Source organism: Marinococcus sp. LNHM3E3-2.2 (assembly GCF_056034385.1).
On record NZ_JBQLIC010000012.1, the window covers coordinates 44,679 to 58,459 of the forward strand.

Sequence of the window (13,781 nt, forward strand, 5' to 3'; positions counted from 1 at the left end):
TTATTTCCTCTTCCACCGGGTTCCCTGCGGCGTATCTTCCAATAAAATTCCGTCGTTCTCGAGCTGGTCCCGGATTTCATCGGCACGGGCAAAGTTTTTGTTTTTTCTTGCTTCCACCCGTTCTTCGAGAAGCTGTTCAATATCTTCGTCGAGCATTTCTTCTTCTTTTTCCAAAGAAACCCCCAGGACGTTTCCGATTTCTGTCATCGTTTCAATAATTGCGTCCAGCGAATCAATACTTGTCTGCGGCTGCTGCATGTATTTATTTGCTTCCCGGGCCAGGTCAAACAGCACACTGATGGCGTTTGCCGTGTTAAAATCATCGTCCATTTCCTCCAGAAAGCGCGCTTTCGCCCGTTCTGCTGCTTCCCGGCCTTCCCTGCTGCCGCCGTCCGCGCTTTCGCCCCGGCGGTGCTTGACGTTTTCAATCGTCGAACGAAGTCGTTCCAGCCCGGCCCTGGCTGATTCAAGCAGGTCGTTGTCAAAGTTAATAGGATTGCGGTAGTGCGCCTGCATCATGAAAAAGCGGATTACTTCCGGATCGTGCTGCTGAATCATGTCATGCACCAGCACGAAATTACCGAGCGATTTCGACATTTTTTCATTGTTAATATTAATATAGCCGTTATGCATCCAGTAGTGGGCCATCGGTTTTCCGGTCAATGCTTCCGTCTGGGCAATTTCGTTTTCGTGGTGAGGAAATTTTAAATCCTGGCCGCCGGCATGGATGTCGATAGTATCTCCCATATATTTTTTCACCATCGCCGAGCATTCAATATGCCAGCCCGGGCGTCCTTCGCCCCACGGGCTGTCCCAGGCGATTTCGTTTTCCTTCGCTTTTTTCCAGAGCGTGAAGTCCATCGGGTCCTCTTTCTGTTCGCCTATTTCAATCCGCGCGCCCATCTGCAGATCCCCGACAGACTGGGAGGAAAGCTTCCCGTAGTTTTTGAATTTCTTCGTGCGGTAATACACATCACCGTTTGATTCATAGGCAAATCCTTTTGCGATCAGCTGCTCGATAAACTCAATCATTTCTGTCACTGTTTCGGTCGCCCGTGGATGAAGATCCGCTTTTTCAACTCTGAGCGATTCGATATCTTCAAGGTACGTATCAATAAAACGATTAGCGAGCACAGGCACTTCTTCATTCATTTCCTGCGCAGCTTTAATAATTTTGTCATCCACATCGGTAAAATTCGACACGTAATACACATTGTATCCACGGTAGATCAGATAGCGGCGGACAGCATCAAAAACGATAGCAGGACGGGCGTTGCCGATATGAATGTAGTTGTACACAGTCGGCCCGCACACATACATCGTAATCCGGTCCGGGTCTATCGGTTGAAACAGCTCTTTTTGATTAGTTAACGAATTGTATATATGAATCGCCATTACTGCTCTCTTCCTTTCACCGATTGTTCGCGGTTTGCACTTTTATGTTCCGGGAGTTGTTCTTTCAGCAGCTCGATTTCCTCTTCGAGTGAACGGATCTTATCAGCCACCGGATCCGGGAGATTCTGATGGTCGAGCGAGTTTCTGTTGATTTTCACGCCATCCTGTACAACGACCTTTCCCGGAATGCCGACGACCGTCGAGTTGGGCGGCACTTCATTCAATACGACCGAGCCCGCACCAATACGGGAATGCTTACCAATCGTCATGGAACCGAGTACTTTGGCGCCGCTTGCGATTAATACGTGGTCTTCAATCGTCGGATGCCGCTTGCCTTTTTCTTTGCCCGTGCCGCCCAGAGTAACGCCCTGGAAAATCGTGACATTATCGCCGATTTCACATGTTTCTCCGATAACGACCCCCATGCCGTGATCAATAAACAACCGTTCGCCGACCACCGCTCCCGGATGAATTTCAATTCCGGTGACAAAGCGGCTGAGCTGAGAGATCACGCGGGAAAGAAAAAACATCTTTTTCTTCCACAGCCAATGAGCGAAACGATGAGACCATACTGCGTGTACCCCCGCATACGTGAAGACCACTTCCAGACGGTTTCTCGCTGCCGGATCCTGGTCAAATACGACGTCCAAATCATTTTTCAGCGTTTTCCACATGGTGCTTCCCCACTTTCTATTCCTTCTCTCAGGCTTTCATATTATATGCTTAGTATATCAATAAAAAAAACGTCTCTGTGCGAATTCGCACAGAGACGCTTTAAAGCGCGGTTCCACTCTGTTTAAGCGCCGGGACAGACGCTTCTCTTTTTGCCGTAACGGGGCACACTCCGCCGCTGCCTACTATATTCAGCAGAGGACTCCAGGACGCATTTCAAAAACCGGCTCAGTGCCCTCTCTCAGCCAACGGAGAGCATCTCTGTATAAAGCCTGTTGTTTTTTACTTCTTCCTGTCATAGTTTTACCGATATTTATTTAGGAGGAGATAACCTGCTGCAGTCTTGCCTGCACGACGTTTCTTCCGAGGAGCGAAATGGCTGCCGGGAGCTCGGGTCCGTGCGTCTGCCCGGTCGTTGCCACCCGGACTGGCATAAATAGCTGCTTTCCTTTATAGCCTGTCGCTTTCTGGGTAGCTTTTACCGCTTTTTTCACCGTTTCCGGTTCAAAATCCGGAGCCTCGTCAAGCTCTTTCGAGAAGTGCTGAAGTACGGTGCTTACATGCTCCTGCTCGAGTACTTCCCGGGCTTCCTGGGTATAGTCGATTTCTGTTTTGAAGAACAGATCTGTCAGATCGACAATTTCTGCTGCATAGTGCATTTGTTCCTGATAGATCCCGACAAGCTGCTTCAGCCACTCGTACTGGTCTTCCGAAAGTTCTGCCGGCAGCTTTCCTGCTTCCTGCAGATGCGGAAGTGCAAGCAGCGTAAGACGTTCTGTGTCCACTTCTTTTACGTACTGGTTGTTCATCCAGGCAAGTTTGTCCGTATCAAAGACCGCCGGCGCCTTCGAAACCCGTTCAAGTGAAAACTGTTCTTTTAATTCTTCAATCGTAAACAGCTCCTCTTCTCCTTTTGGAGACCACCCGAGCAGTGCCAGAAAGTTCACGATAGCTTCCGGAAGATATCCAAGATCACGGTACTGTTCTACAAATTGAATAACGGAGCCATCACGCTTGCTCATTTTTTGGCGGTTCGGATTCAAAATCAGTGAAGCGTGGGCAAAACGCGGCTTTTCCCAGTCAAAGGCATCGTAGACCAGAGCCTGCCGCGGCGTGTTGGAAAGATGCTCTTCTGCACGGATGACGTGGGAAATTTCCATCAAATGATCATCAATCACTACCGCAAAGTTGTATGTTGGTATGCCGTCTTTACGGGCGATGACAAAATCACCGATATCGTTGGATTCGAAAATAACATTTCCTCTTACAACATCATCAATGATGACGCTCTGTCCTTCAGGAACACGGAAACGAACGACCGGCTTAATGCCCTGGTCTTCATATGCTTTCCGCTGCTCTGGTGTAAGATCCCGATCCCGTCCGCTGTATTTCGGCGCTTCCCCGCGGGCCATCTGTTCCTCTCTTTCCTGGGCAAGCTCTTCTTCTGTCATATAATCATAGTAGGCCTTGCCTTCATCGAGAAGACGCTGGACATATTCTTTATACAGTCCGATTCGCTCCATCGACTGATAAGGAGCATGCGGGCCGCCGACATCCACACTTTCATCCCATTCAATGCCAAGCCAGCGCAGGCTTTCCATTAAACGGGCCGTAGCGTCTTCCACATTACGCTCCTGGTCTGTATCTTCAATCCGCAGAATAAAATCTCCGCCCTGGCTTCTCGCGAATAAATAATTAAATAATGCCGAGCGCGCTCCGCCGATATGAAGATGGCCGGTTGGACTCGGAGCAAACCGTACACGTACTTTTTCACTCATTTCCTTCACCCTCCGTAGACTTTCTGTTTTTTATATTCTCTATTTTTACGTATATTTAATCGGCTGGCTGCAGAAGTACAACAGCATGAGCAGCAATACCTTCTTTTCGGCCGACGAATCCTAGCTTCTCTGTGGTCGTCGCTTTTACATTCACCTGGTCCTCTGCTTGTGCTTCAAGCAGTTCGCCGATACGCTTTTTCATTTCCGGAATATGCGGAGCCATTTTTGGCTGCTGGGCCAGTATAGTCGCATCGACATTTCCAAGCTTCCATCCCTTTGCTTTCACAAGACTGCAGGCATGAGCAAGCAGGTCCGCAGAATCAGCATCTTTAAATTCCGGGTCCGTATCCGGGAAATGCCTGCCGATATCGCCGAGCCCGACTGCCCCTAGTATCGCATCTGTTACTGCATGAAGTAAAACGTCTGCATCCGAATGTCCGAGCAGTCCTTTATCGTGAGGAACGTTTATCCCTCCCAGGATTAAAGGCCGTCCTTCCTGCAGCTGGTGTACATCATATCCATGTCCAATTCTCATTACTTTCTTCCCTCTCTTCGCTTCTGCAAAATCGCCCGGGCTACCACCATGTCTTCAGGAGTGGTCAATTTAATATTATCGTAGCTTCCTTCCACAATCTTTACCGGCCGGCCCATATATTCCACAAGGCTGGTATCGTCTGTGCCAATAATCTGGTGGGTTGCTGCGTAATCGTAGGCTTCCGTCACCACCGCTGCCTGAAACGCCTGCGGGGTCTGTACCGCCCATAAGCTGGAACGGTCGATCGTTTCAAGCACCGTCTCCCCATCTGTACGTTTGACGGTGTCTTTCATTTTTGTGCCAAGCACTGCTGCCCCTGTTTGCTCTGCCTGTTCCACGAGGCGGTGAATATCTTCCTGTTCCACGAATGGGCGGGCCCCGTCGTGCACCAGAACGACCCGGTGCTCGGGAAGAAGGCGTTTCAAGCCTTCGTGCACACTGTTCTGTCGCTCATTTCCACCTACAACCACCTGCTTCACCTTCCGAATGCCCCACTCTTCGAAAAGCTCTTCCATGTCATAAATTTCTGAAGCATTGGCAACAACAATAATTTCTTTACACCACGGATCCTGCTCGAAAACAGATGCAGTATGAATTATTAATGGCCGTTCTTCTAAAACGAGAAACTGTTTATTATGGCCTGCCAGCATCCGTTTTCCCTGGCCGGCTGCAGGAATGACTACCGCATAGTTCATAGTACCTCTCCAATTTCAAGACATTATGTTCCCGTTGTATGTATTGCTTTTTCTCTGCTTTTTTAGCAAAGTCCGCCTGTTAATAATATGCTGATACCCGAAAAACGCTGTATTTATTCTACCGCACCGCTTATCAAACATTAATTTTACCAAAACTTCCCCTATAGGAAAAGCTGCCAGCTATTTATATTTGATGGAAATCCGCATAAAAAAACCCTGTGCAGGCACAGGGCATCTCATTATAAAGCTTTTTCGCGTTTCGATACCTTTGGTTTTGCAAATATCATCCGTCCCGCACTTGTCTGCAGGACACTCGTGACTACCACTTCTATTTCCTGGCCGATATAGCCTTTGCCGCTTTCGACTACAATCATCGTGCCATCGTCTAAGTATCCAATCCCCTGGCTTTGTTCCTTGCCGTCTTTGATTACCTGGACCATCATTTCCTCACCAGGAAGAACCACCGGTTTGACTGCATTAGCCAAATCATTGATGTTTAATACACTGACGCCTTGAAGGTCGCACACTTTGTTTAAATTAAAATCATTGGTGACGACAATACCATTTCGCACTTTCGCAAGCTTTACCAGCTTGCTGTCCACTTCATGAATGTCTTCAAAATCGGCGTCCGTAATCTCTACTTCGATAGGAAGCTCCTTCTGAATACGATTTAAAATATCGAGTCCTCGACGGCCCCGGTTACGCTTTAATACGTCTGAGGAATCCGCAATATGCTGAAGCTCTTCAAGTACGAACTCCGGGATCACCAGCTTCCCTTCAATAAATCCTGACTGGCAGATATCTGCAATGCGCCCGTCAATAATCACACTTGTATCGAGCAGCTTCTCCCACGCCTGGTTTTCTTCTGAAGCTGCTGCAGCAGCCAGCGCTGCTTCTTCCTTTGCTGCAGCGTTTTTTGAGCTTGAAAAAAGGCCCAACAGTTCATCACGCTTTTTAAATCCAATCTGAAAGCCAAAATAGCCGCAGAAAAAGGATAAAAATAGGGGAAGAACGGAATCAATTACTGGAATACGGATAGAATTGAGTGGAAGAGAAATTAGAAAGGCAACCACCAGGCCAAAAATCAGTCCAAGCGTTCCAAACAGCACGTCTGTGACAGGAGCTTTCACGACCTTTTCTTCAAGGAACCGCATGCCGTTGACAATTGGCGTTGCGATCCAAAGGCTCACGGCCCAAAACACAAACCCAACGATTACCGCTCCTACAACAGCACCGATATAGGCATTGTAAACCCATTCAGGAAAAGTATAAAAAGGAAATAAAGAAATAAGTTCAGGAATATAAAGGAATCCTAACGTAATACCGGCAAGAACAAAAAATAATTGTACAATCTTTTCCAACACTTTCCAAACACCTCCTTAAGTGTATTATAAACATTTTTCCTCTGGTACAAACCACTAACGTCATATTTATCATAACTTTGGACAATTTGATACAATATGTTCATGAGATTGTTGAATTTTCTTAATTATTAGGAAAAAGGATAGAGAAGGTCCCCCTATGCGATCAGGACCTTCATCTTTAATTTATCTAAGCGGCGCTGGTTCGAGTGCAGCATCAAGTGCTTCTTCAAGCGTTTTGACGCCTACTACCTGAATGCCTTCCGGAAATGTCCAGCCCCCGATATTCTTCGATGGAATAATCGCCCGCGAAAACCCAAGCTTCGCTGCTTCTTTCACGCGCTCCTCCACCCTCGAAATACGCCGGATTTCTCCGGTAAGGCCGACTTCTCCCATAACAATGTCACCCGGGTTTGTGGATTGATTCCGAAAGCTCGAGGCAACGCATATAGCAATACCAAGGTCGACTGCCGGCTCGTCGAGCTTCACGCCTCCGGCGACATTAATATAGGCATCCTGGTTTTGAAGAAGCATGCCAAGACGCTTTTCAAGCACTGCCATCAGAAGCGCAATCCGGTTCTGGTCGATTCCTGTAGCCGTCCGGCGCGGGTAAGCATAGCTGGTAGGGGCGATCAGCGCCTGCAGTTCTACAAGCACCGGCCGGGTCCCCTCCAGAGAAGCTACAACAGCTGATCCCGAAGTACCCTCCGTCCGCTCTTCAAGAAAGATTTCTGAAGGATTTGTTACTTCCTTCAGTCCAGCCTCCTTCATTTCAAATATTCCAATTTCGTTCGTCGAACCAAATCTGTTTTTAACGGCCCGTAAAATCCGGTACGTATTATGCTGTTCGCCTTCAAAATAAAGCACAGAATCCACCATATGCTCGAGCATTTTAGGTCCGGCAATGGACCCCTGCTTGGTCATGTGTCCTACAACAAATACAGCAATGCCCTGATTTTTTGCAATGTGCATAAACGTCGACGTCGATTCACGCACCTGCGCTACGCTCCCGGGCGCCGACTGGATTTCATCCGAATGGACGGTCTGAATCGAGTCGATAATCACAAGATCCGGCTTCACTTCCTCCATCGCAGCTTCAATGCGCTCCATGTTCGTTTCTGTAAAGACAAACAGCGTGTCTGCTTCCACTCCGAGCCGTTCCGCTCTCATTTTCGTCTGCTTGACCGACTCCTCTCCGGAAACATAAAGGACACGGTACTTCTGAGAAGCAAGCAGAGCAGAAACCTGCAGAAGCAGCGTTGACTTCCCAATTCCCGGATCTCCCCCAACCAGTACGAGTGACCCGGGCACGATGCCCCCGCCTAATACTCTGTTTAGTTCGCCTACAGACGTTGAAATGCGGTTTTCCTTTTCTCCGGTTACCTGGGTAATCGGTGTCGGTTTGTCAGCTTCGCTGAATACATTTGCCGCCGGGCGGCGGCCTACTTTCGATGACGGTGCTTCTTTTTCCTCTACCATCGTATTCCAGTTGCTGCAGGCAGGACAGCGCCCCATCCATTTTTGGGTTTCATACCCGCACTCCTGGCAGACAAATTTTGTTTTAGCTTTTGCCATACGATCCTCCTCTTTTACTACGGGCTGTATCTATTTTTCGTTTCGATTCCACGTAATTTTATCGTTCATAAAAAGAAAAACAGCTGCCCCCTGACATTAATATGCCACAAGGCAGCTGTTTCGAGTATAGCTTTATTGCGCTTTCGCTGTGCCTGATTTTGTTTCAACGATAAATTCATCGTCTTTCACGTCAATCACAGCAGTGTTGCCTTCTTCAAGCGTACCTTTAAGCAGTTCATCGGACAAACGGTCCTCCACGTGACGCTGCAGAGCACGTCTGAGCGGGCGGGCCCCGTATTCAGGATCGAAACCTTCGTCAGCAATTTTATCAAGTGCTGTTTCAGTAATTTCAATGCTGATACCATGCTCTTCCACACGCTTTTTAAGCTGCTCTGTCATTAAGCGCACGATCTTTTTGATGTGCTCTTTTTCCAGGCTGTGGAAGACAATGATTTCATCCAGACGGTTGATAAATTCAGGACGGAAGGTGTTTTTCAGCTCGCCCATGATTTTATCCCGCATATCATCGAATTTCTGCTCGGTGGACTGGGCAGCGAAGCCGACACTTTTATTTTGACGCAGAGTACTTGCCCCGACGTTTGATGTCAGAATCAGCGCTGTATTTCTAAAGTCGACCCGGCGTCCTTTAGAGTCGGTAAGAAAACCGTCTTCAAGTACTTGAAGCAGAATGTTAAATACTTCCGGGTGAGCTTTTTCGATTTCATCCAGCAAAATTACGGAGTACGGGTTACGGCGCACTTTTTCTGTCAGCTGTCCGCCTTCTTCATAGCCGACATAGCCTGGAGGAGAACCGACCAGGCGGCTCGTCGCGTGGCGTTCCATATATTCGGACATATCGATTCGGATAATCGATTCTTCATCGCCAAACAATGTTTCTGCAACAGCGCGTGCCAGCTCCGTTTTACCTACACCGGTAGGCCCGAGGAAGATAAAGGAGCCGATCGGCCGTTTTGGATCTTTCAATCCGGCACGGGCACGGCGCACTGCTTTGGAAATAGCATTGACTGCTTCGTCCTGGCCGACAACCCGGTTATGCAGGATGTCTTCCATGTGAAGCAGGCGGTCCGTTTCTTCTTCTGCGAGCTTGGATACTGGAACGCCTGTCCAGCTTGAAACCACCTGAGCAATGTCTTCTGTCGTAATCGCAGAGTTTTCCTGCCCCTGTTTTTCTTTCCATTCGTTTTTCATCTCTTCGACTTCCGCCCGAAGCCGCTGTTCGGAATCACGGAGTGAAGCCGCTTTTTCAAATTCCTGACTCTGCACGGCCGCATCCTTTTCCTTACGCGTTTCTTCGAGATTCTGCTCGAGTTCTTTCAGGTTCGGCGGCGCTGTATAAGAACGCAGACGCACCCGTGAACCTGCTTCGTCGATTAAGTCGATTGCTTTATCCGGAAGGAAACGGTCCGAAATATACCGGTCGGATAATTTTACTGCCTGTTCAATCGCCTCGTCTCCGATAGTTACCCGGTGATGGGCTTCGTAACGGTCTCTCAGTCCGGCAAGAATTTGAATGGATTCTTCAAGTGTCGGTTCGTCCACCTGAATTGGCTGGAAACGACGTTCAAGCGCAGCATCTTTTTCAATATACTTGCGGTACTCATCCAGGGTGGTGGCACCGATGCACTGAAGCTCTCCGCGTGCGAGTGAAGGCTTCAGGATGTTCGAGGCATCGATTGCACCTTCTGCACCGCCGGCACCGATTAATGTATGCAGTTCATCAATGAACAGCAGCACATTTCCGGACTGACGAATTTCTTCCATTACTTTCTTCAAACGGTCTTCAAATTCACCGCGGTATTTTGTGCCGGCAACAACAGTACCCATATCGAGAGTCATAACCCGCTTATTGCGGAGCGTTTCCGGCACTTCATTGGAAACGATCGACAGAGCAAGGCCTTCAGCGATAGCTGTTTTACCTACACCAGGCTCCCCGATAAGAACCGGGTTGTTTTTCGTCCGGCGGCTTAATACCTGAATAACACGTTCAATTTCCTGGCTTCTTCCGATTACCGGATCAAGGCCTTCTTCTTTAGCTACTGCCGTCAAATCCCTTGCTAAACTGTCAAGAGTCGGCGTGTTGGCACTTCCACCTGCTCCCGGAGCCTGCTGGCTTCCGGAGCTCGAAGCCCCTTCATTGCTTCCGAGAAGCTGAAGCACCTGCTGACGGGCTTTGTTCAGACTAACTCCAAGATTATTCAGCACCCGGGCTGCAACGCCTTCTCCTTCCCGGATTAATCCAAGCAGAATATGCTCTGTGCCGACATAGGAATGGCCAAGCTTTCGTGCCTCATCCATGGAAAGCTCAATAACTTTTTTCGCCCGCGGGGTATAATGAATCGTTTTCGACCCCTGCTGGCCTGTGCCGATAAGGGTTTCCACCTCCTGCTGAATCTGGTCTGTATCCAAATTCAGTGCCTGCAGAGCTTTTGCAGCAATGCCCTCACCTTCACGCACTAAACCGAGCAGAATATGCTCTGTTCCTATATTATTATGGCCAAGGCGGATAGCTTCTTCCTGAGCTAGCGCCAGTACTTTTTGCGCTCGTTCTGTAAAACGGCCGAACATCATGTTGCACGCACCTCCTACGCATTAGTAAATCTATAGTTCAAGTTTTATTCTCTCACGGATCACATTTGCCCGTCTTATATCTGCTTCTTCCTGACTCAGTGATTTTCCTGCATACTGCTCAAGAAAACCAGGCTGAGTCAGTAACATAAGTTCATTCAAAATATTACCCGGAATCCCTTTAATTAAATCCAGATCGATACCAAGCCTTACATCTGATAAACGGTTAGCAGCCTCTTTTGTCGTCATTGTCCGGCTGTATGCAAGGATACCGTAGGATCTGAACACCCTGTCTTCGAGCTTTAACCTTGAAGAGCTGAGCAGAGACTCGCGTGCATGGCGTTCTCTTTGAATCACCTGCATTACTACACCGCGCAGATCTTCGATAATATCTTTTTCAGATTTTCCCAGTGTCATCTGGTTGGAAATTTGGAAAAGATTGCCTAGTGCTTCACTGCCTTCTCCGTAAATGCCTCTTACGACCAGGCCAAGCTGGTGAATAGCCGGGAGAATACGGCTGAGTTGATTGGTCCAGACTAACGCAGGCAGGTGTACCATTACTGAAGCTCTCATACCTGTCCCTACATTCGTCGGGCAGCTTGTTAAGTAACCGAGCCGTTCGTCAAACGCATAGGTAAGGTTAGCCTCTGCCCAATCGTCCAGACGGTCAGCTTCATTGTAACATTCTTCAAGCTGCATACCGTTACTCAGACATTGAAGACGCAAATGATCTTCCTCATTAACCATAATACTGATTGATTCATCGTTATTCAAAAGAACAGCACTATGTTCCATATTTTTTATTAAATACGGGCTGACAAGATGCTTTTCCACCAGTACCTGCCGTTCATTCGGACGAAGCTCATTCATATTCAACGCTTCAAGAGAGCCTACTTCTTCTGACTGATTCAACAGAGTGGAGGAAGCATAGCGCAGAAGTGTTGCACTTGCTTCTTCTGAAGCAAAAACAGGAAAGGGGTACTGCTCTATATTACGGGCAAGCCGGATCCGGGTGCTGAGGGCAATATCGCCTTCCGGTCCCGGCCCTTCCTGCATCCACGGACTGATCGCTTCTGAAAAAAAGTGCTCGGATGCCATCAGCTGTCTTCCTCCCTTCCCTGAAACTGCTTTTCAAGGGTACGGATTTCGTCTCTTAATTCCGCAGCTTTTTCAAACTCTTCATTTTGGACGAGAATGTTAATCTGTTGTTTTTTCTCCTCGAGCTCCCTTTGGGCATGCAGCTTCTCGTGCCTGTGTTTTGGGACCTTGCCGGTATGATTGGTATTGCCGCTGTGCACCCGGCGAAAAACAGGCGTCAGCTTCGACTCAAATGCGTGATAGCAATGAGCACAGCCCAATCGGCCGGTTTTAGTGAACTGCTTATACGTCAGTCCGCAGTTGTCGCATGTCAGCGGCCTGTTTGTGTTTGTTTTTTTCGGCTGTTTTTTTTCAGCGTTTCCAGCTGTACTGGGCTGGTCCATGTTTAGTAAGTCCGACAATAAATCCTGGATGGTATAGCCGCCCGCAGCCGACATGAAAGAATGCTCTGTTTCAGAGGATTCCCCCTGTTCTTTGGCACACTCTTCGCATAAATGAAGCTCTGTTTTAGCTCCATTAACGATTTTCGTATAATGCAAAGAGGCCGGACGCTGACCGCAATTCTGGCAGATCATATATCTTCCCTCCCTTATTCATAGCGCAGACTTTCTATCATAGCTTGCATAATCCGCGCACGAACAATATCCCTTTCTTCTGGATACTTTAAGGCCAGTATAGACCTATCAACTGCCGCAAGCATCAAATTTGCTTCACGCTTATTCACCACGTTTTCCTCAAACAAACGCATAATAACGCTCTCTGCTGTTCTTTGGTCAATACCGTGCCCTACAAGATCTGAAACCTGCCGAAGCAGTTCTGCGTGATCTGAAATTTTAGCCCTTGTAATTCGTATATACCCGCCACCACCACGTTTACTCTCTACTACATAGCCTTTTTCAATAGTAAAACGCGTGCTTATGACATAGTTAATCTGGGAGGGGACACACTCAAAGCGCTTTGCAAGTTCACTTCTTTTAATTTCAATTAGATCCTGTTCACTCTGTGTTAAAATTTGTTTCAAATAATTTTCAATAACATCAGACATGCTTTTCATTCCCGCGACCTCCTCTCCGCCCCGGTTCGTCTTGCTATTATCAAAAAATTGATTTTGACTATCTTTGACTATAATATATAATATTATTCAACTGTTTTCAAGCTAGAGACGAGCAAAATGAAAAATCCGTCCTGCAGTATGTTACTCATAGGACGGATTAAGCTCTATTTCTTTTATGCTTTCTATTTTATATAAAGACTCATACAGTTCTGTTTCAGCTATCCCCTCCGGCAGTTGAACTTTAATATAATAATGAAGCAGAGGGGCTTCGTCTTCATCAAATTCCTTGCCCTTTATTTTTTGAACTTGAACTTCCATGCTTTCCAGACGTTGAATCGTCTCGCCGAGCTCATTTGCCTCTTTGTTCATAGCTATAAACAATACGTCCGTATCAGAAACGTTTTTAAACCATTTGTCTACGTGGTTTAAAAAGATAAGACTTGTCAATACAAGAACTGTAGCGGCAATACCAGCAAAAAACATGCCTGCTCCTATAGTCAAGCCGATAGCAGCGACTATCCAGATGGAAGCAGCAGTAGTCAGCCCCCGGATAGAAGCACCCTGGACTATAATGGTACCAGCGCCGAGGAAGCCAATCCCACTTATTACATAAGAGGCCAGACGTGAAGGATCATAAGCAACCAAATCCCCGTTTTGGTTTAAATAATCCTGAAAGCCAAACAACGCAAGCAGCATCACTAAACAGGAACCGGTCCCAACCAGCATGTGGGTCCGAAAACCAGCTGGATGGCCTTTCGATTCACGTTCAATTCCTATTACTCCCGCCAAAAAGGCAGCAAGAATTAAACGAATGAGTATCGTAATTGATTCATATTCCATCCACTGCTCCACCTGAGTCACATCCTTTCATTTATTATACCTTATCTTTTTTACTTTGTTTAACGCTTCATGATATAAAAAAACCGCTTCCCCGAAAAGGGAAACGGTTGAATTCGCCCGGCAGCGATCTACTTTCACGGGGGGAGAACCCCCGGCTATCATCAACGCTGAAGAGCTTAACTTCCGTGTTCG

Annotated in this window: 12 protein-coding genes, 1 rRNA gene and 1 other annotated feature; all 13 genes read right to left on the reverse strand. The window is 47.6% G+C overall.

Annotated elements, in window-relative coordinates; genetic code table 11:
- Positions 1-1,395 carry a cysteine--tRNA ligase gene (gene cysS, locus ACTRXF_RS13645; protein WP_474263610.1) on the reverse strand — a complete coding sequence of 465 codons (1,395 nt, stop codon included), beginning with the start codon at positions 1,393-1,395 and terminating at the stop codon, positions 1-3.
- Positions 1,395-2,069 (reverse strand): serine O-acetyltransferase EpsC, encoded by a 675-nt coding sequence (epsC, locus tag ACTRXF_RS13650; RefSeq protein WP_474263608.1) that lies wholly within the window; start codon positions 2,067-2,069, stop codon positions 1,395-1,397. Before epsC ends, cysS begins: the two co-directional genes overlap by 1 nt.
- 88 nt (positions 2,070-2,157) lie before the next feature.
- Positions 2,158-2,375, reverse strand: a binding site (T-box leader).
- A gap of 9 nt (positions 2,376-2,384) precedes the next feature.
- Complete coding sequence (gltX, locus tag ACTRXF_RS13655) at positions 2,385-3,845, reverse strand: glutamate--tRNA ligase (protein ID WP_474263606.1); 1,461 nt, start codon at positions 3,843-3,845, stop codon at positions 2,385-2,387.
- A gap of 55 nt (positions 3,846-3,900) precedes the next feature.
- Positions 3,901-4,380 (reverse strand): 2-C-methyl-D-erythritol 2,4-cyclodiphosphate synthase, encoded by a 480-nt coding sequence (ispF, locus tag ACTRXF_RS13660; RefSeq protein ID WP_474263604.1) that lies wholly within the window; start codon positions 4,378-4,380, stop codon positions 3,901-3,903.
- Positions 4,380-5,075, reverse strand: a complete 696-nt coding sequence (gene ispD, locus ACTRXF_RS13665) for a 2-C-methyl-D-erythritol 4-phosphate cytidylyltransferase (RefSeq protein WP_474263602.1) — start codon at positions 5,073-5,075, stop codon at positions 4,380-4,382. The genes ispF and ispD overlap by 1 nt, the downstream gene beginning before the upstream one ends.
- Before the next feature lie 239 nt (positions 5,076-5,314).
- Positions 5,315-6,439, reverse strand: a complete 1,125-nt coding sequence (locus ACTRXF_RS13670; protein WP_474263600.1) for a PIN/TRAM domain-containing protein — start codon at positions 6,437-6,439, stop codon at positions 5,315-5,317.
- A gap of 183 nt (positions 6,440-6,622) precedes the next feature.
- On the reverse strand, positions 6,623-8,011 hold the full coding sequence (gene radA / locus ACTRXF_RS13675; RefSeq protein ID WP_474279500.1) for a DNA repair protein RadA: 1,389 nt from the start codon (positions 8,009-8,011) through the stop codon (positions 6,623-6,625).
- 132 nt (positions 8,012-8,143) lie between these two features.
- Entirely contained in the window at positions 8,144-10,600 is a 2,457-nt protein-coding gene (clpC, locus tag ACTRXF_RS13680) for an ATP-dependent protease ATP-binding subunit ClpC (RefSeq protein WP_474263597.1), read from the reverse strand.
- Positions 10,601-10,630: 30 nt separating this feature from the next.
- Complete coding sequence (locus ACTRXF_RS13685; protein WP_474263595.1) at positions 10,631-11,695, reverse strand: protein arginine kinase; 1,065 nt, start codon at positions 11,693-11,695, stop codon at positions 10,631-10,633.
- Positions 11,695-12,270 (reverse strand): UvrB/UvrC motif-containing protein, encoded by a 576-nt coding sequence (locus ACTRXF_RS13690; protein WP_474263592.1) that lies wholly within the window; start codon positions 12,268-12,270, stop codon positions 11,695-11,697. The genes ACTRXF_RS13685 and ACTRXF_RS13690 overlap by 1 nt, the downstream gene beginning before the upstream one ends.
- 14 nt (positions 12,271-12,284) lie before the next feature.
- A complete protein-coding gene (locus tag ACTRXF_RS13695; protein ID WP_322527264.1) occupies positions 12,285-12,749 on the reverse strand; it encodes a CtsR family transcriptional regulator in 465 nt (154 codons plus the stop codon).
- A gap of 141 nt (positions 12,750-12,890) precedes the next feature.
- Positions 12,891-13,601: an MgtC/SapB family protein gene (locus ACTRXF_RS13700; protein ID WP_474263590.1), complete on the reverse strand. Its 711-nt coding sequence runs from the start codon at positions 13,599-13,601 to the stop codon at positions 12,891-12,893.
- A 103-nt stretch (positions 13,602-13,704) separates the two neighbouring features.
- A 5S ribosomal RNA gene (gene rrf, locus ACTRXF_RS13705) occupies positions 13,705-13,781 on the reverse strand; the annotation flags it as partial.

Bases quoted from the DNA above. Each gene is read 5' to 3' on its own strand.
- cysS (WP_474263610.1), bottom strand. From the start codon at position 1,395: ATGGCGATTCATATATACAATTCGTTAACTAATCAAAAAGAGCTGTTT.
- epsC (WP_474263608.1), bottom strand. From the start codon at position 2,069: ATGTGGAAAACGCTGAAAAATGATTTGGACGTCGTATTTGACCAGGAT.
- gltX (WP_474263606.1), bottom strand. From the start codon at position 3,845: ATGAGTGAAAAAGTACGTGTACGGTTTGCTCCGAGTCCAACCGGCCAT.
- ispF (WP_474263604.1), bottom strand. From the start codon at position 4,380: ATGAGAATTGGACATGGATATGATGTACACCAGCTGCAGGAAGGACGG.
- ispD (WP_474263602.1), bottom strand. From the start codon at position 5,075: ATGAACTATGCGGTAGTCATTCCTGCAGCCGGCCAGGGAAAACGGATG.
- radA (WP_474279500.1), bottom strand. From the start codon at position 8,011: ATGGCAAAAGCTAAAACAAAATTTGTCTGCCAGGAGTGCGGGTATGAA.
- clpC (WP_474263597.1), bottom strand. From the start codon at position 10,600: ATGATGTTCGGCCGTTTTACAGAACGAGCGCAAAAAGTACTGGCGCTA.
- ACTRXF_RS13685 (WP_474263595.1), bottom strand. From the start codon at position 11,695: ATGGCATCCGAGCACTTTTTTTCAGAAGCGATCAGTCCGTGGATGCAG.
- ACTRXF_RS13690 (WP_474263592.1), bottom strand. From the start codon at position 12,270: ATGATCTGCCAGAATTGCGGTCAGCGTCCGGCCTCTTTGCATTATACG.
- ACTRXF_RS13695 (WP_322527264.1), bottom strand. From the start codon at position 12,749: ATGAAAAGCATGTCTGATGTTATTGAAAATTATTTGAAACAAATTTTA.